Origin of the sequence: Acinetobacter sp. ACNIH2 (assembly GCF_002934965.1) — a bacterium.
Classification (GTDB): Bacteria; Pseudomonadota; Gammaproteobacteria; order Pseudomonadales; family Moraxellaceae; genus Acinetobacter; species Acinetobacter tandoii.
Genome location: NZ_CP026415.1, coordinates 17,776 through 37,608, shown reverse-complemented (window position 1 = coordinate 37,608; position 19,833 = coordinate 17,776). Strand labels below are relative to the sequence as shown.

Sequence of the window (19,833 nt, the reverse complement as noted above, 5' to 3'; positions counted from 1 at the left end):
TAAAAATACTTTCATTTGTGGACGTTAAGTAGTATTGTCAATATATCTATTTATAACATTTTCCTTAATATATCTCCCTATGAGTAACATAGTATATAAAGATAATAATTTGGTTGAAGCATCGTATTCACTAAATCTATCTGAGCAAAGGCTAATATTAATTGCGATCATTGCTGCTCGAGAAATTGAGAAAGAACTTACTTCTGATACTATACTTACGATTCATGCTTCTGAATACATGAAACAGTTTAATTTAGGACGTCAAGCATCTTATGAAGCGTTACAATCTGCATGTGATAATCTTTTTGAACGGCATTTGAATTATAAAGCAGTAGATCCTATAACTGGAAAAATAGGAATATACAAAAGTAGGTGGGTTTCAAAAGTTGGTTATGTTAAGGAAGAGGGATGCGTCCAACTAATTTTTGCACCAGATATTATCCCCTTATTTGTAAAACTTGAAGAAAAGTTCACAAGATATGAACTTAAACAAATCTCACCACTTACAAGCATTTATGCTATTCGCCTGTATGAGTTACTCATACGTTGGAGATCAACTGGTAAGTTATATATTTCTATAGATGAGCTTAGATCAAAACTCGGATTGATAGAAGATGAATATAAAAAGATGGGAGACTTTAAAAAAAGGGTTCTTACCGTAGCTTTAAATCAAATTAACAAATTTACGGATATTACTGTTTCTTATATACAAAAAAAGGAGGGAAGAAATATTTCAGAATTACATTTCATGTTTGAAGAAAAAGAACAAAATAAAACGAGTACAAGTGCTCCTTTAGAGCCAACTTATAAATTGACAGCTAAGCAATGTATATTCTTTGCTAAAAAGCTATGTGATATTACTAACTATCCAAAATTTGGTAATGATTTCGCACATCGTGGAGAGACTCTAGAAGACTTTCAGGAAAGGATATCAAGTGATCTTCTTGATAGCGATAATGTTAGAAAGTATTTTTCTTATTTGTTAGAAGTTGGTTATGCTCCTAAATACAAGAAGTAACCCTTTAGTTAATTGTCACTTTAAACAAAAGACCACGCCCTCTCATACTAAGTTTTTAATTAAGATTGCTTTCATGTGATTTTAATATGAATTAGCATAAGTTACATAACTTATGCTGGTTAAGTAACCACCTATCCTGCCTTTATAATTTATTGCTGCAGTTCTCATCATCATTGGAATAAGTGGACAGATTCCTGACACGGAATACTATAACTGAGGTCACCTAAATAGGATGCATAAGTTAAGTAAGTTACGCCACTTAAATAAGTTAAGGCGCTAAAGCGATAAAAGCTACATGATGGCCAGTACTGAGCACTGGCGATCTAAGTCAATGCTGCAGTTCTCATCATCATTGGAATAAGTGGACAAATTCCTGACATGGAAATTGCAGCGAGATTGGCTAAAGTTACTGCGCTGATTATCAGCCGAGATGTCGTTATTGATTATGCCTTATACGGAACTCCAGAATTAGCCCTCGTTGCGAACAACAAAGCCAGAAATCCTGCAGTTCCGCGGACGCTGATAAGTAGACAGATTCCTGACACGGAATACTATAACTTACATCACTTAAATAGGATGCATAAGTTATGCAAGTTACGCCACTTAAATAAGTTAAGGCGCTAAAGCGATAAAAGCTACATGATGGCCAGTACTGAGCACTGGCGATCTAAGTCAATGCTGCAGTTCTCATCATCATTGGAATAAGTGGACAAATTCCTGACATGGAAATTGCAGCGAGATTGGCTAAAGTTACTGCGCTGATTATCAGCCGAGATGTCGTTATTGATTATGCCTTATACGGAACTCCAGAATTAGCCCTCGTTGCGAACAACAAAGCCAGAAATCCTGCAGTTCCGCGGACGCTGATAAGTAGACAGATTCCTGACACGGAATACTATAACTTACATCACTTAAATAGGATGCATAAGTTATGCAAGTTACGCCACTTAAATAAGTTAAGGCGCTAAAGCGATAAAAGCTACATGATGGCCAGTACTGAGCACTGGCGATCTAAGTCAATGCTGCAGTTCTCATCATCATTGGAATAAGTGGACAAATTCCTGACATGGAAATTGCAGCGAGATTGGCTAAAGTTACTGCGCTGATTATCAGCCGAGATGTCGTTATTGATTATGCCTTATACGGAACTCCAGAATTAGCCCTCGTTGCGAACAACAAAGCCAGAAATCCTGCAGTTCCGCGGACGCTGATAAGTAGACAGATTCCTGACACGGAATACTATAACTTACATCACTTAAATAGGATGCATAAGTTATGCAAGTTACGCCACTTAAATAAGTTAAGGCGCTAAAGCGATAAAAGCTACATGATGGCCAGTACTGAGCACTGGCGATCTAAGTCAATGCTGCAGTTCTCATCATCATTGGAATAAGTGGACAAATTCCTGACATGGAAATTGCAGCGAGATTGGCTAAAGTTACTGCGCTGATTATCAGCCGAGATGTCGTTATTGATTATGCCTTATACGGAACTCCAGAATTAGCCCTCGTTGCGAACAACAAAGCCAGAAATCCTGCAGTTCCGCGGACGCTGATAAGTAGACAGATTCCTGACACGGAATACTATAACTTACATCACTTAAATAGGATGCATAAGTTATGCAAGTTACGCCACTTAAATAAGTTAAGGCGCTAAAGCGATAAAAGCTACATGATGGCCAGTACTGAGCACTGGCGATCTAAGTCAATGCTGCAGTTCTCATCATCATTGGAATAAGTGGACAAATTCCTGACATGGAAATTGCAGCGAGATTGGCTAAAGTTACTACGCTGATTATCAGCCGAGATGTCGTTATTGATTATGCCTTATACGGAACTCCAGAATTAGCCCTCGTTGCGAACAACAAAGCCAGAAATCCTGCAGTTCCGCGGACGCTGATAAGTAGACAGATTCCTGACACGGAATACTATAACTTACATCACTTAAATAGGATGCATAAGTTATGCAAGTTACGCCACTTAAATAAGTTAAGGCGCTAAAGCGATAAAAGCTACATGATGGCCAGTACTGAGCACTGGCGATCTAAGTCAATGCTGCAGTTCTCATCATCATTGGAATAAGTGGACAAATTCCTGACATGGAAATTGCAGCGAGATTGGCTAAAGTTACTGCGCTGATTATCAGCCGAGATGTCGTTATTGATTATGTCTTATACGGAACTCCAGAATTAGCCCTCGTTGCGAACAACAAAGCCAGAAATCCTGCAGTTCCGCGGACGCTGATAAGTAGACAGATTCCTGACACGGAATACTATAACTTACATCACTTAAATAGGATGCATAAGTTATGCAAGTTACGCCACTTAAATAAGTTAAGGCGCTAAAGCGATAAAAGCTACATGATGGCCAGTACTGAGCACTGGCGATCTAAGTCAATGCTGCAGTTCTCATCATCATTGGAATAAGTGGACAAATTCCTGACATGGAAATTGCAGCGAGATTGGCTAAAGTTACTGCGCTGATTATCAGCCGAGATGTCGTTATTGATTATGTCTTATACGGAACTCCAGAATTAGCCCTCGTTGCGAACAACAAAGCCAGAAATCCTGCAGTTCCGCGGACGCTGATAAGTAGACAGATTCCTGACACGGAATACTATAACTTACATCACTTAAATAGGATGCATAAGTTATGCAAGTTACGCCACTTAAATAAGTTAAGGCGCTAAAGCGATAAAAGCTACATGATGGCCAGTACTGAGCACTGGCGATCTAAGTCAATGCTGCAGTTCTCATCATCATTGGAATAAGTGGACAAATTCCTGACATGGAAATTGCAGCGAGATTGGCTAAAGTTACTGCGCTGATTATCAGCCGAGATGTCGTTATTGATTATGCCTTATACGGAACTCCAGAATTAGCCCTCGTTGCGAACAACAAAGCCAGAAATCCTGCAGTTCCGCGGACGCTGATAAGTAGACAGATTCCTGACACGGAATACTATAACTGAGGTCACCTAAATAGGATGCATAAGTTGTGTAAGTTACGCCACTTAAATAAGTTAAGGCGCTAAAGCGATAAAAGCTACATGATGGCCAGTACTGAGCACTGGCGATCTAAGTCAATGCTGCAGTTCTCATCATCATTGGAATAAGTGGACAAATTCCTGACATGGAAATTGCAGCGAGATTGGCTAAAGTTACTACGCTGATTATCAGCCGAGATGTCGTTATTGATTATGCCTTATACGGAACTCCAGAATTAGCCCTCGTTGCGAACAACAAAGCCAGAAATCCTGCAGTTCCGCGGACGCTGATAAGTAGACAGATTCCTGACACGGAATACTATAACTTACATCACTTAAATAGGATGCATAAGTTATGCAAGTTACGCCACTTAAATAAGTTAAGGCGCTAAAGCGATAAAAGCTACATGATGGCCAGTACTGAGCACTGGCGATCTAAGTCAATGCTGCAGTTCTCATCATCATTGGAATAAGTGGACAAATTCCTGACATGGAAATTGCAGCGAGATTGGCTAAAGTTACTGCGCTGATTATCAGCCGAGATGTCGTTATTGATTATGTCTTATACGGAACTCCAGAATTAGCCCTCGTTGCGAACAACAAAGCCAGAAATCCTGCAGTTCCGCGGACGCTGATAAGTAGACAGATTCCTGACACGGAATACTATAACTTACATCACTTAAATAGGATGCATAAGTTATGCAAGTTACGCCACTTAAATAAGTTAAGGCGCTAAAGCGATAAAAGCTACATGATGGCCAGTACTGAGCACTGGCGATCTAAGTCAATGCTGCAGTTCTCATCATCATTGGAATAAGTGGACAAATTCCTGACATGGAAATTGCAGCGAGATTGGCTAAAGTTACTGCGCTGATTATCAGCCGAGATGTCGTTATTGATTATGTCTTATACGGAACTCCAGAATTAGCCCTCGTTGCGAACAACAAAGCCAGAAATCCTGCAGTTCCGCGGACGCTGATAAGTAGACAGATTCCTGACACGGAATACTATAACTTACATCACTTAAATAGGATGCATAAGTTATGCAAGTTACGCCACTTAAATAAGTTAAGGCGCTAAAGCGATAAAAGCTACATGATGGCCAGTACTGAGCACTGGCGATCTAAGTCAATGCTGCAGTTCTCATCATCATTGGAATAAGTGGACAAATTCCTGACATGGAAATTGCAGCGAGATTGGCTAAAGTTACTGCGCTGATTATCAGCCGAGATGTCGTTATTGATTATGCCTTATACGGAACTCCAGAATTAGCCCTCGTTGCGAACAACAAAGCCAGAAATCCTGCAGTTCCGCGGACGCTGATAAGTAGACAGATTCCTGACACGGAATACTATAACTGAGGTCACCTAAATAGGATGCATAAGTTGTGTAAGTTACGCCACTTAAATAAGTTAAGGCGCTAAAGCGATAAAAGCTACATGATGGCCAGTACTGAGCACTGGCGATCTAAGTCAATGCTGCAGTTCTCATCATCATTGGAATAAGTGGACAAATTCCTGACACGGAATACTATAACTGAGGTCACTTAAATGGGATGCATAAGTTATGTAAGTTACGCCACTTAAATAAGTTGAGGTGCTAAAGCGATAAAAGTGGCACTGTTGGAAATATAGATTTAAGTCGATGATTTTTCCTTTAAAAAAAGTACTTAAAGACGGCTTTGTTGCACAAAGCTGTTTGTAAGGTCTGATTCAGCAATATAATTTCCGAATGAAGAAGCCAGCAACTAAAATCTACCGTACAACGAATTGGTCCGCATATAAACTCAGTGCGAGAAACTTTCAGAGCCAAGTGAATGAGATTCATGCTCGTGTGGCAGTATTAAATAAATTTACGGATTTAGGCAGACCTCACACCCAAGTTGTCACTTAAGTTTGAGAAGCTTAGGGGAGTTCTACTTTTAAAATCTTTGTGCAACAAAGCCACAGTAAATGTCAACAGACCCTAATTAGTCATAATAATATTTTCATAAATTTGTCATGTAAATTGAATATTTAAAGCGTATTTTTCGACCATCCTAAGATGAGGCGATGCAATGCTTTGGCATAAGAAAAAATTTAATAAAAAATCAATAAGTTTGGCATGCTGTAGTTTGGGCACAGTTATTTTGACGGGCTGCCAAAGTCCTGCTTTAGTTCAATCATCTTCTGCTTCAGTACAACCACTAAAACAGCCCCACCGTGTGGTTTTTTTCTTGGGAGATGGAATGGGTATCACGACACTGACAGCTGCACGAATTTATGCTGTTGGTGAAGATGGCCAACTGCCGATAGATCAACTGCCAGAGTCAGCATTTGTTCGTACTTTCTCAGAAGATGCACAGGTTACAGATAGCGCACCATCGATGGGTGCCTATATGACAGGTGTAAAAATGAAAAATGAAGTGATATCCATGCAGACTGGAACAATTGCAGTAGAACCAAATCAGGCCGGAAATCATCAATGTGGAACCAATCCTCAGAACCAGAATAAGCAAGACACTCAAACTTTACTTGAATTGGCCAAAGCACGAGGTTGGGGTACAGGGGTAGTCACAACAACTCGCATTACGCATGCTACACCAGCATCGACTTATGCCCATATTTGTCATCGTGATGCTGAAAATGACATAGCATCCCAATTAGTACCAAGTTCGCAAGGTGATACCTATCAGCGTTATAACGTCAAATTAAAAGATGGGGTTGATGTGATTCTAGGCGGGGGTAAGCGTCAATTTCTGCCGAAAGATCAAGGGGGAGAACGGATAGACCAACGGAATTTGATCGCAGAAATGCAACAAGCAGGCTATCGAGTGGTCTATGATCAAACTCAACTCTCCCAGATGAAGTTAGGAAAGAATGAAAAATTATTGGGTTTGTTTAATACTAGCCATTTAAATTATGACTTAGATCGAACCAAAAAAAACTTGCCTGAACCTAGCTTAAAGCAAATGACGTTGGCCGCTTTGGACATTCTAACCCAAAATAAAAATGGTTTTTTCCTGATGGTTGAAGGGGGACGTATAGACCATGCTTTACATGACACCAATGCTAAGCGTGCATTACAGGATACAATTGCCCTAAACGAGGCTTTGGATGCAACCATTAAAAAACTTCGACAAAGTGACCCTGAATTAAAAAATACCTTGATTGTGATAACTGCAGATCATGATCACACTCTAATTTTAAATGGCTATGCCAAGCGTACTGGAAAATATGTACAAGGTCAGGAAACCAGTGTACTAGGTTTGGTTAAAAACTATGATCGTGCGGGTTTTGCCAAAGATATTCATGGACAACCTTATCCGATTATTGGTTTTGGTACGGGCAAAAAGCGTCCGACACAAAATCGGATGGATGACCTAGTAATCAATTTGAAAGACAGTGATATCTGTCATCCAGTACAGGGTCCACAACCTAAACAAGGTGAGAAATATAGTTTTACTTATCCTTTGAGTGAAACTGGTTGGTGTACGGGAGCTGCTGCGGATGATTTCCAGCAAGAAGCCGTGATTCAGACAGGTTTTAAAGATAAAGAAACACATGGCGGGGCTGATGTTTTCTTGGGAGCCATAGGGCAGGGAGCAGAGCAATTCTCGGGTAGCTTAGAGAATGTTGAAGTGAACCATCTGATTCGCAAGATCACAGGCTTATAAGTAGAGGGATATCCAATGAATAGTACATTAAAAACTTTCCCTTACCTGTTGACGCTTTTAACTTCTGCAATCACCTCATGCGGTGTATATGCTGAAAATCATTCAGATTTTAGTCCGACAAAAAATATCATTTTCTTTCTAGGTGATGGTATGGGGCCAACTACGGTAACAGCCAGTCGAATTTATGCTGTAGGGGAAAATGGTAAACTGGCGATGGACACCATGAAACATGCGGCCCGAATCAAGACCTATTCTGAGGATGGTCAAACCACGGACAGCGCACCTTCTATGGGCGCTTATATGACAGGGCAAAAGAATAAAAATGAAGTGATTGCCATGTCGACGGGTACGGTAGCCGTTGAGCCTGATGATGGAACATTGCCAAATGGGAAAAGCCTTGCCAAAGCTGTAAACCGCTGTCCTGAGCAAGGGAGTAGTGTGGCAGCAGGAATCCCTGCTTTATCTATCTTAGAGCTGGCTAAGAGCAAAGGGAAAGCTGTAGGGGTGGTGACGACGACAGAATTGACTCATGCGACCCCTGCTGCAACCTATGCACATATCTGCCATCGTGATGCACAATATGATATTGCCCTACAAGCAGTTCCCAAAGGCAAGGGCTATAACCCAAAGTTGTTAGATGGAATTAATGTGTTGATGGGAGGTGGCTTAAATCACTGGACTGTTTATGACGATGTATCAAACCCCAAAGGTCGTTTGGATGGTCGGGATTTACGAGCAGAGTTAAAACAACAGGGTTATCAAACAGCATCAACCCAGAATGAACTTGCCCAGACAGTCAATAATCAGAAAATTTTTGCGGTGTTCTCTGCTCAGTCACATTTAAATTATGATTTGGATCGAGTAAATAAAAAGATTGATAGTCAACCAAGCTTGGCGATGATGACCAGTAAGGCAATTGATGCCCTTGAAGCGCAAAACCAAGGGCAAGGATATTTCTTAATGGTTGAGGGCGGACGTATTGATCATGCCTTACATGGCAATAATGCCAAACGTGCCTTACAAGAAGCCAAGGCTTTTAATGACGCTATCCAGACAGCTCTGCATCAGGTGGATATCAGCAATACTTTAATTGTAGTGACCGCAGACCATGATCATGTCATGACCTTCAATGGTTATGCTGCACGTACAGGGCGCAGTACAGCAGACAATCCTGGGATTTTAGGTCTCAGCTATGATTACAACGTCGCAAAAGAGCAAATAACACTAAATATAAAAAAAATGGAAGAATAATTTACTAAGTTATTGTTTTTAAGTTGATCCTTGTTTTATATGGGGGTGATAATAACTTCTGATTACTAGTTTTTACCTTAAATATACCGATTGAAAGATTCATTTAAAGGCTATGAATACATGAGTTTTACAGTTTGGCTAGGTCAGCATGAGTACTTTTCACAAGATTTAAGATCGACCATGAACGTGATTAAGTTATAGGGGATTGATGAAATAGTTTTTATGAATTTCTGGCTTTCTGGGCTGATTTTATCAAATTCATGTCTATGCAAAATTGCGACATATTTCTCGTGCTGGTAGTTATCCAGAGTTTGGTCTGCATCTATCCATAGTGCAGACCTTTTTTTGGTGACAGTTTTTTCTTAGTGATTTTCGATCTGGATGTAGTGATTTCACGTTTGCAGAATATATCTTGGCGGTGATCCATCTAATATTCGTGATTATAAAGAGAGCTAATTCACAGGTTCTACAGATTATGTAGCGACTAACTATATCAAAGTCTATTTGCAGTTGATGGTTGGCGCTTAGTTTATATTTACGCTTAGGTTTCAGTTAAAAAATCAATATTCTGTTGAATCCGTGATTGAATCATCTGTAGGGTAGATTCTCGAATTTGATGGGGATACAGGCGCTGCGCAATTTGACTAAATTGAAGTGCAATTTCACGCATGGTCAAGATGATCTCATCGACTTCTAGAGTAGTCAGATTAGCTTCTGAAGTACCGAGTTTATGTATGTCATTTCGGGAAATATTGAGCGCTTCTCCCATAATGTCCATTTGATGATAACCACCTGGACCCTCGCAGAAGGTCACATCATAGGCTGGAGCCAATTTCCATTGACCATTTTTCTCCATGAGAAATGAAAAGTTCTTAGTATGGTCATCCCGATTATTGAAAAGCACATTAAACACAGCACGTTTAAAAGCATGCAATCTTTCTCGTACATCTTGCGTACACATCAAGGTTGCCCGGAGAAAATTGCGATAGTCTAGGCTACCTGGAACTTTATAGTCTGCTCCTGTATATGCAGCCAAACTCTGCATTGGAATCCGCATACCATTTTGACGATCGAATCGTTTAGAAGCAAAAGCCGTTAAACCATTGGGCAAATTAAAGAAATGGGTATCTGGAGTCTCAATTGCACAAAGTCGCAAACATTCTGCATAGACGGCTTCAATGGCGCAGACTTCAGGATGCTCTTGCTGAGCAGGAAACTTAATCAGCCAGGCTTCATGTTGATCAGAATCTTGAGTCGAAAACTCTAAATTGACAGGATCTCGGTAAACCAACGCTTTTGGTCTGGCACCTTGAGGGGAGCCACCCATGACCAATAAATGCTGTAGAAATTCACCACCTTCACCTTTGAGTACTTCTTGAACTTCCTGGGCCAGTTGTTGTAAAGGGATATTTTCTGAGGTTTGCATGTCAGCAACACAAGGTTCAAAGGAGAGGGCACCCATTGCGTGACTACTAATATAGGTCAGATGCTCCAAAGGTCCAATTCGTGCTGAATTTAAGCCAATTTTTTTGAAATATCGATCCATCAACATCATGCCCCAACCATCTGGTAAAGCGTCATAGACTGGACCTGGGAGTCCCATTTGATGAGTAGGAAAACCTTGTCTGAATGGTAGACCTTTTAAAGGCAGCAAGTAAGAAGAGAGCTCAACACCTTGCTGTATTGCTTCTGGACTATATTCAAAAGCAATGGTGGGTCTACCTGTCGTGGCTGTTGAACTAATCAGCGTTCCCCATAACCATGATTCGCCCCAACCGTTGTAATAAACATTAAGTCTATTGAGCATTATCCCTTCCTCTTAATACGGTGGCGCTTACTTTGACTCTCATAGCGAAGAATGTCATTCACACTGTTAAGCTGAGGTTTAAATAGTTCCTGAAGTTCGTTTAATCGACCCAAGACCATTGCAATACGGACTAAATTTTCAACAGATACATTTCGTCCCGCTTCAAGATTCGAAACTGTATTCACGCCGACACCAGCGCGTGCTGCTACCTCAGCTTGAGACATCTCCAGAAAGAGTCGTTGCTTACGTAAACGCTCACCTAAAAGAGTCACAACTTCTTCTGGTTTAGTGAAATATAAATCCATTAAATTGGGTCTTAAGAATGAATAATTTAATTAAATCACAAAATAATGGAATTAATCTATAGCTATAGTGTGGCTAAGGAGGGCTTTGTTGCACAGCACATCAGAAGGGTAGGTATAGTCCTTGGGTATCGGTTACAGAAAATCATCAGGATGTACTTTGACTGATTGTTGATACGGAGATTTCAGTATTTTCATTTTTCCTAATAGGTCACATTACTTAGAAAGGGTTCTTCGAAAATTAGTTCATACTTTAAAAATCCTATAAATATTGAGGATATTTTCTTAATGCTTTCAATATAGCATGCGGCTATATGTAACTCGAACGGGCTTAATCTGCCTTTCAATATAAATTTTTTGGGCGTGAGAGGGGAGAGGTGTGAGGGCAAGCAATTTATATCGTGGATACTTCTAAATTACTTATGTAATAGAAGGTGGTAAACATGGATTTAGAGGTAATAACACTAAATATAAAAAAATTGGAAGAATAATTTATTAAATTATTGTTTTTATGTGGTTATTGGTGATGTTATGAATAATAATAACTTTTTTCTTGATGAATTTTACCTAAAAAAATTGATCAGATAATTTTCTTTAAATGTCATGCATACATAAATTTGACAGTTTGAAGGGATCGGTATGTGCATTTTTCACAAGGTTAAAGATCGACCATAAATGTGATAAACGGCAGAGGATCATTGAAAAATGAATGGATTTAAACACTACATGTATGCACGAAAAAAAGTATCGCTGCGGTTCTGCTGACAGGCTGTATTGAGCATTGAATGTAAATGATGTAGTAATTGTCTACAGGCTATAGGACCAGCATGAAGAAGAATGAAATGTAGTTGCCAATTTATAACCTTGGTTGAAAAGCATAGCATTGTTATTCGGAGAAGTGAGGTAAGCCATCCTTCTCTTATTCATTTAAAATGATTCTTACTCAACTGATCTCGACTCATGGGCTGGTTCCAATTAGACGGATAATAACTTCCATCCCCTATCTTTTTCTTACCACATTTCTTGCATTTAATCCCTTCTTTGGAGATTTGATTCAGCATCACTGTTGTCGGTTGAATCAAATCAATGACATAGTTCGTTGGTTCAGGAAAAGCAGAAGAGGCTGCTTTATTGCAAAAGAGAACATTCGGATCAAATGGATTGGATTGCACAAAAGCCATGATACAGCCACAGAGTAATTCACCTGCATGTAATCCGTAACATCCATTCAGGTCATCAGACGAAGATTAATCTGAAATTTAAGCACTAAACGCCATAAATCTATGTATGGGCAGACTTTTTTGAGACATATGTTGATAAACATGCGGCAAGTTACATTGCTTAAAAGTCTATCTAAGTTAACGATCTATTCAATTCTGGATAAGTAATCTGAATATTACGATCCTAAATTACCCGAAGAGTATTAAGATTTCTAAGAATCGTGATTGTTGGTTTATTTGGGAAATTAATCAGTGGATTGAAGCAAAGATGATGGCTCATTAAGGATTGTGGGCTTCGACTACTTAAATTTTAGGTATTTTGAATAAAGCATATTTCAAAAATCTTAATTAATGGATTTAAATTACCATAAAAACCTTCAATATTGGCTTGAATCCATTGTTGTTGAGAGTCAATGCGAGACCAATCAATACCATAACCACAATGAGCAATCAGATGCTCAAAGAAAATCCGTTGTGTACGTCCATTACCTTCACGGAATGGGTGTATGACATTAAGCTCACAATACAAGTCGGCAAGTTGAGGAATCAGTTGTTGTGGTGCTAAGCCTTGAAAGTATTTTTTTTCTTGAAGCGGTTTGAGTAGTTTATTGGTTTCAATTTCAATACGGGAAAAATTACAAAAACGGGTGTCACCTTTGGAAATATCGATTTGTCTTAACTTTCCTGCCCAGTCGTATAAGTCGCCAAAAAGCTGTGAATGAATTGATTTTAAGTATTTTAAGTCGTAGGGTGGTTCAGCATATTCAATTAGGCTGCTCGCCAATCCAGAGAGTTCCAGTTCGGCTTGCTCTAAAATATGTTCATCGCGGATATTGAGTTTGTTCTTTAGGGTGTTTGTGCCAGGGTAACAATATAGGCTATCACCCATTTCCCCATATTTATCCATACATGCACCTGACTAAGATTCGGGTTGCGAATATTTCTTATATTTTTGCAAGATTTCAGCTTTACTCTGTTGAGTTATTTGAGCTGTCGTTGTAATGCCTTCAAGCTTTAGGCTGGCTTGATAGTTTTGCACGCGTGTCGCTTGAATATATTTTTTTTTCTGTTCAGTGGTTCTGAGCATTTCTAAACTCCATTGATGCTATACGTGAAATAAGTATAGCAGAGAATCATTTGATCAATGCCTTGCACCTAATATTTCAAAATAGAAAGCAACAGTATTATTTCATGTAATAACAGAAAACTAAAAAAAAGTGGAAGAATTCTTAAAATTTAGGCCACCCTTGATAAGTAAACTACATGTATTTGTTGATAATTGTAATTTTGATTAAATTTAGTTGATAAATTAAATGAATTTTCATATACAAAGATATGCTCATTTTTTATATCGATAAAAATGTTAAAATTTGACTATTTGATAAAAAATATAGAGATTTTTATGGGGCTATTTATCATGCCCTTTTGCTTTGATCGGCCAGATATTCAGATTGAGATGGTGAAAATCAATTCAGAATTATTGAAAATCAAAAAGATTAAACAGAGTCAGAAAGTCGTAGTACAAGCAAAGTTCAAAGTAATCTACGTCAAAATTTGGCAAAAAATTTTGCTATTGATGCAAACGGAGCGAGGATTACGTGTGCATTCTAATTATGTTGCAATCATACAGTTGATACAAAATCTGGATTATTTTATCGAAAAATCACAGCAACATTCATGCTTTGAGAGAAAAGCCCAAAAAGAGTTAGATGCAAAATTTTTTGCTCGATTTTTTAAGCTGACAAAAAATTCAATAAAAGATCAACTCATACCAAATTGTGCGGATTTAAATGAATTTTACACATACAACTCGATAAAAATTTAATTGAAAATGAATATGCAAATGACTGAACGAGAAAAGCGATTTTTAGAGTTAGCAGAAGAATTTCAACAAGATTATTGTCTGCTACGTGATGAAGTTGTGAATACACAATTTCTCGATCTATCAGATGATTTGTATGAAAAAGTTCATGCGCTATATGAGAAGGCGCAACAGATATACGGCTATATATCTAGTACGAGGCAAATTGGTAATTATTATTTGCTAGCTTGTTTAAGTTATTTTGCATCTCCTGATACTAGTAATACGCAAAATTTAACGTCTCAACGTTATCTGATTCTGCAAGCAAGTTTTTTAACTTATCGACATTACCAAGATTTTTCAAAAATTCCTAAAGGTGAGAATAAGAAAAAACAGGTCTGTGATCTCTTGCGTTATGTATCACGATATGTGCTGCATTCTAGTAATGCTGAATTATTTGAAGAATGCAGTAAGCTATTAAATCGTTATGTCATGTACGAACGTAGCTTGAAAAACGAGGATCGTAATCAACTTTTTAATATTAATGATTTTCAAGAAATAAAAGTAATTGAATATTTATCGGCACTATTGATCATATTTATACGACTAGATGATCGTAGTGTTGTTCTTCGTCAACGTAAGTCAAAAGAACGGAAAGCTTTACAATGGCCAACTAAAAACGAAGTCAGAATATTTCGTGAAATAAAATCAGGTAAGCAAGAAGATGTCGGATATAACGCAAAAATCAGTTTTCATGATGCCTCTCTTCACAAAGATGAAGATGGTGAAATTGAGCTTGCAGACGCTGAAGTAGAGTTATATTCAGAAGATGAAAAGACTAAACAATTTAATCATATAATTAGTGATTATGTTGCGCATTACACGCGTCATCGCCAACGCCGGCATGCTCCATTTATTACAAATCCTCATTATTTAGCGCCGGACGTACTGAAGCAAGTTGTATATGTACTAAGAGCCGAATTATTTGGAAACTGGAAAGATGCTGCAATAGCTGCTGCATGTTTATTATCACTGTTGACAGGATTATCACCCGTTGCACTGATGAATTTTAACGAGCTTATTCAAGATGGAATTTTGATCCAAAAAGGTTCACGAAAACGACGGGAATATTTACTCAATTTAGATTTAAAAATTTCAGAGCAGAAAATACAGCGTCTTAATCATGTGCGATGGAATGAAGAGATGTCGCATCAACTACATCTACCTGCGGCATGGTTTGACTACATCGAGCAAGGAGATAATCCATCTATATCTTCAGCTTATATTAATACCAAGCTTAAGAAATGGCTTGATAATCAGTTTGTAGGTTCGATCACCGTTGAAAAACTTCAAGCACAATTATATTTTCATATATGTTATGAAACATTTAATGAATATCTTGCACATGTGATCGCGGGCCGGGATAGTCAGCATCATATGCCCGGTATTTTTTATGGCGGGCTTCCAAAGGCTCAACTGGATACTACATATCTTTGCTATTTAGAAACAGTGCTTACACCGCATTCTGCTCAATTTGATGAAGACACAGCAGAACTTAATATATTGCAACAAAAATTTAAAATTAGATCTGCTTTATCTATAGGTCGGATAGGGAGCCAACTTGCACTTGCACCAAATTTCGTACAAGAGCAATTTAATTACTTACATAAGCACTGTGAAGAGAATATTCAAAAACATAAACATATCATTAATCAACTGAATGCATATGCCTGCTGGATGTGGCATGTTAGTTTGTTGTGTTTAACAAATCGACCTAAAGAAAGTCTGTTGGGTCAATTGGATGATTACTGTTTTGAACTCAAGCTTTTATATGTGAATGATAAGAAAAATAGTAAGGCAAGAAAGGATGGTCGCTTTATCCCATTATCTGATTTTTTCATCAAAGCATTGCAAAATTACACTACTTTTTTAGAACAAATTATTGAAGCATACGGTTTATTTTTTAGACAAGTCTTTGTAAAGAAGAAAATTACTATAAATGATCTTTTTGGAATGGTCCTAGTTAGTAACGAGAGCCTTCCGATGACTGTCAAAGAGTGGCAGAGTAAAAAAATTAAGTTAATCCCGTTATCAAGGAGCTGGGTAAATGCCTATATGCGAGAGATTTTTCCCAGAAATATGTATTCAAATTGGTTACGCCATTTTGATATGAATTTTTTGATGCATGAGCAGCAAGAGGGTAAACCATCATTAGCATTTAATTTAATTCAGGCCCTTTATGGTCATGACCAACGCGACCGCGAGGCGTTTCATCCTCATTCTTCCGTTATTCCGAATGTATATGTGCAACAAGTACGTCAGCAGCTTCTAGAGAATATTAAATCTCTATCAATTCAACACTTAGAGCGAAAATAGTTGTATGCAAGAATTTGAAGAACTAATAAAACCGCGACTAGATAAACTATTTGTTGATATGGGGAATTTGGTGCAGAAGTGGCTAGATAGACAGCCTTTTTCACCTGAAGTACTGCCACAAGATATGCAGCAAAAAATTGATCAGCAGGTCAAGGAAAAATGGCATGATCTTAAAGATGGAGTTGAATATTTGAGTCGTAAATTGAGCCGAGCTGAACAATCCAAGCTGATGCAATTTACTGAAAATGAATTTAAGAAAAGAAGGAAGCAATTCAACCTTACACAGCTAAATGGAAAACCATACAAAATAAAGCTAATTCCAAATACAAAGCGTATTGTGCTTCCTCGAAAAATTGAAAGTACGGAGTCCCGGTTAAAACAGGGGCAGTTACATGCTCAGGTACTTAATGAGTTGAAACAATATTGGAAAGAATCACTTGAATATTGGGATGATTCTCAAAGTTTATGGGGGAATTTATGCTTAAGTTTGATCTATATTTCAGGCTGTTCAGACGAACAGCATCTGATTGCCATCCAGAAGCAATTGCAGGATGCCATAGAACTTGATACAGATTTGAATTGTTTACATTTATATCATTCCGGCTACAAAAGGATCACGAATCCATTGTTATTGCATTATCGTGTTGAAAACTCCCAATATGGTAATGACGTAGAACAGAGAAAGTTATACCAGTGGAGGCATGTCTTTTTAAATCCATATGCTCAGTTAATTTTGCAATATTTGAAAAAATTGAAAGAGACTCATAAAGTATATCGTCTGCAAGTATCTATACAAGCCTGTATTTTGGAAAGCCTAAGCAAAATTGGTTCGAAAAAAAGTTTGAGCGATCTAAAATATCAAATTAAACGCCGTGGATTTCGTGCATTTAATGATGTGCAGATGGTACTTGAATTTAATCCCAAACTTAGTTTAGATGTTTTTTTGAGTAATGTACTACAACAAGAGATTCATACTGTTTCTTTAAGACCATCTGAATCAAGCTTGCTGTGGAGTCACAAGCGTGATCAAGTCGTTGAACCAGTCAATCAAACTATTCAATTTGAGCAAGAGCAGTTACATATTGAAGTTCCTACAGTTCATCGTAAATTACAAACGATTCCGTACGAGTTGATGTTGTTTGATCAAAAAAAGAGTAGAGCTAAAAAAGTTGAACGTTTAGATAAAAAGAAGAACAGAGAAGAGCGTACGATTCGTCATTGGAAAGAAACCCAGAGTGCTCTAGAGCAGAAGATGCATGATGCTAATACTGATGAACTATTTTTAATCGAGGCGCAACTACGCTTAATTCAATGGTTATTACATTTGAAAAATAAAGGACTTCAATTATCAACCATTGAAAGCTATTTAGGATCTTTTGGTAAAGAATTTATATTTGAAATTTGGCTCAATAAATTAGATTTAAAGCAACAATCTAGTGATGATTATGAAGATTTGTATCGGCAGCTCTTGAACTACAGTAGTGAGCGTGATGAAAAAGCAACTCAACGTGAATCAGTGAAAGGAAAAACCTCTAAGAAAATGCATCAAACCGCACAATACCGTTTTGGGCGTCTGAAAGATTTTCATAAATTTTGCCAAGAGCACTATGATGCGCCAGAGGTATTGGTATTACAGAATTCAAATTTTAAACATTTACAAATTTGCAATGCACGCTTAGTGAGTCCTTCGTTATTTGGCAAGCTGCTGGAACAATTAGAAAGCTTAAGCCAAGAACCTACGGCATCAGAATGGGGGGATCATCTAAGTTGTTTAAAGTTGATGTATTTATTGAGTTATAGAACTGGACTTCGATTAAATGAAGTCCGTTGTCTTAAAATACAAGATGTTATCTGCCCAGAATTACTCTTTAAGGATGGTAAAAGTTCAATTTTTAATAATATAACGCTTCATATCCGAGACAATTCATATCGACGTTTGAAGTCGCAAAGCGCAAATCGTCAAATACCCTTGAAAATTGCCTTGTCAGATCATGAATTTTTAGTAGTACAACATTACATCCAACATCGATATAAGCAGTATATGACTGATTATCAAGATGACCTACTTTTTAGTGTGAATCAACGTGTATTAACTGATCATTGTATTAGTAAAATTACAGTAGATTTGTTTAATCGAATATTAGGTATACACCATGGATTTAGTTTTCACACACTGCGTCATAGTGCAGCGAACTATCTCGCAATAACGTTGCTTGGGTCAAAAGAAATGGTCCATACGTATACTGATTGCGGTTGGGGAAAAGCAAAAAAGATGCGGGATTTATTGTTCGGTGTAAAAGCACGGGCTGATGAAGAAATCATCCAACATAAGTGGCAGGTGCTTGCAGCATGGATCGGGCATAGCAGTATTGAACAGACGGCTTCAAATTACCTTCATGTTTTGGATTTATTAGCAGTCGATCGAATTTATAATTTGCCGTGTATCATTTCAAAAAAAGTATTAGAACAGTGTTTTGGTCCAGTGAAGTCAAGTACAGAGTACATAAACTTAAATCGTTATACTCAGCAGCAGAAATGGTTTGATTCTTATCATCAGCAAACACAGCCATTCACAATGGTTGGCCAACAAGAGAAGAAGTTTAGTATCGAGAATAGTACTCTGACACCTTATCAACGTTTGATAAATTTTAGAGATGCCCGTAGCAAAGATCCCCAAGCTCAAGTATGGCTGCAGCGATGTCAATTGATGTGCACTAAATGGATGAGCCCCCAAAAATTTAACTTAAAAGTTGAAAATATTGAGGGAGAGATTATAGATGAAGGTTGGTTTGAGGATCTTCACAATAAAGCCAGGAAATTGTCTCGTTCTAATGAACGCAATACCTTCCTTGATTTGTACGATCAAGAAGAGAATAGGCCTGACATATATCAAAGAAAGAACAAGATTGATGCTCTAAAAATATTATTACACTTTGGTAAGTTACGTAAGAATTTTTTGCATTTTGTATGTCGAGATCAAGACGATGAGCAACGAATTAGAAGTTTTATTGCTGGAATGAAGCCAATATTAGGAGAAGAGCTAAATTTAGGTATACAAAATTATCCAGTTAATATGAATGCACCTGAGCGAAGAGTTCAATTCAGTTTTCAAAGAATAGACTCTAATAAAAATGTGACAGTTCTGGTTTTATTTAATCTAATGTTAAAAATCATGCAGGAAGATGAGCTTTGGATTAAATAGCCTAAGCTAACTAAAAGGTATTGTTTAAAAATTTCTTTGGTCATAAGTAAACGGCTTTTTTGCTCAAGCCTATACCTTAAGTCTACCGTACAACGAATTGGTGCTCTTACAATAAATCCTTGATCAATCGAGGAAACATATCGATAGGGTAAGCTCAACCACAAGATAAACAGGGATCAAATTAAGCTTATTCTGAGGCAGCTTGGGCAAATTTAAT

The 19,833-nt window shown here is 37.9% G+C and carries 11 protein-coding genes and 1 pseudogene; 7 read left to right on the top strand and 5 right to left on the bottom strand.

Going from position 1 to position 19,833, the window contains the following annotated elements; all coding sequences use genetic code 11:
- Positions 1 to 79: 79 nt before the first annotated feature.
- The 4 genes and pseudogenes from repM (at position 80) to C3F34_RS18490 (ending at position 8,908) form a co-directional block, all read left to right on the top strand.
- Positions 80 to 1,018 carry a replication initiation protein RepM gene (gene repM, locus C3F34_RS18505; protein ID WP_002046604.1) on the top strand — a complete coding sequence of 313 codons (939 nt, stop codon included), beginning with the start codon at positions 80 to 82 and terminating at the stop codon, positions 1,016 to 1,018.
- A 4,766-nt stretch (positions 1,019 to 5,784) separates the two neighbouring features.
- Positions 5,785 to 5,895: pseudogene (locus tag C3F34_RS18500) on the top strand (IS5/IS1182 family transposase); the annotation flags it as partial.
- Between the two features lie 163 nt (positions 5,896 to 6,058).
- Positions 6,059 to 7,657: an alkaline phosphatase gene (locus tag C3F34_RS18495; RefSeq protein WP_104442404.1), complete on the top strand. Its 1,599-nt coding sequence runs from the start codon at positions 6,059 to 6,061 to the stop codon at positions 7,655 to 7,657.
- A gap of 15 nt (positions 7,658 to 7,672) precedes the next feature.
- Positions 7,673 to 8,908, top strand: a complete 1,236-nt coding sequence (locus C3F34_RS18490) for an alkaline phosphatase (RefSeq protein ID WP_104442403.1) — start codon at positions 7,673 to 7,675, stop codon at positions 8,906 to 8,908.
- Positions 8,909 to 9,449: 541 nt separating this feature from the next.
- On the opposite strand, the gene C3F34_RS18485 is transcribed toward C3F34_RS18490, so the two are convergent.
- The 5 genes from C3F34_RS18485 to C3F34_RS18465 form a co-directional block, all read right to left on the bottom strand.
- Positions 9,450 to 10,715 (bottom strand): type II toxin-antitoxin system HipA family toxin, encoded by a 1,266-nt coding sequence (locus C3F34_RS18485; protein WP_104442402.1) that lies wholly within the window; start codon positions 10,713 to 10,715, stop codon positions 9,450 to 9,452.
- Positions 10,715 to 11,020, bottom strand: a complete 306-nt coding sequence (locus tag C3F34_RS18480) for a helix-turn-helix domain-containing protein (protein WP_000366814.1) — start codon at positions 11,018 to 11,020, stop codon at positions 10,715 to 10,717. Before C3F34_RS18480 ends, C3F34_RS18485 begins: the two co-directional genes overlap by 1 nt.
- 920 nt (positions 11,021 to 11,940) lie before the next feature.
- Entirely contained in the window at positions 11,941 to 12,198 is a 258-nt protein-coding gene (locus tag C3F34_RS18475) for a hypothetical protein (protein WP_004726728.1), read from the bottom strand.
- A 349-nt stretch (positions 12,199 to 12,547) separates the two neighbouring features.
- The gene (locus C3F34_RS18470) at positions 12,548 to 13,144 is read right to left on the bottom strand and encodes a putative adenosine monophosphate-protein transferase Fic (RefSeq protein WP_046267492.1); all 597 of its coding nucleotides are present in this window, start codon (positions 13,142 to 13,144) and stop codon (positions 12,548 to 12,550) included.
- 12 nt (positions 13,145 to 13,156) lie between these two features.
- A complete protein-coding gene (locus C3F34_RS18465) occupies positions 13,157 to 13,324 on the bottom strand; it encodes a YhfG family protein (protein WP_087537545.1) in 168 nt (55 codons plus the stop codon).
- A 273-nt stretch (positions 13,325 to 13,597) separates the two neighbouring features.
- On the opposite strand from C3F34_RS18465, the gene C3F34_RS18460 reads away from it, so the two are divergent.
- From C3F34_RS18460 to C3F34_RS18450, 3 genes are read left to right on the top strand one after another with little or no spacing between them, the layout of a single operon-like run.
- Positions 13,598 to 14,062, top strand: a complete 465-nt coding sequence (locus C3F34_RS18460; protein ID WP_228134836.1) for a hypothetical protein — start codon at positions 13,598 to 13,600, stop codon at positions 14,060 to 14,062.
- A 12-nt stretch (positions 14,063 to 14,074) separates the two neighbouring features.
- Positions 14,075 to 16,414 carry a hypothetical protein gene (locus C3F34_RS18455; RefSeq protein ID WP_039047812.1) on the top strand — a complete coding sequence of 780 codons (2,340 nt, stop codon included), beginning with the start codon at positions 14,075 to 14,077 and terminating at the stop codon, positions 16,412 to 16,414.
- Between the two features lie 4 nt (positions 16,415 to 16,418).
- Complete coding sequence (locus C3F34_RS18450) at positions 16,419 to 19,616, top strand: tyrosine-type recombinase/integrase (protein WP_039047813.1); 3,198 nt, start codon at positions 16,419 to 16,421, stop codon at positions 19,614 to 19,616.
- Positions 19,617 to 19,833: the final 217 nt, after the last annotated feature.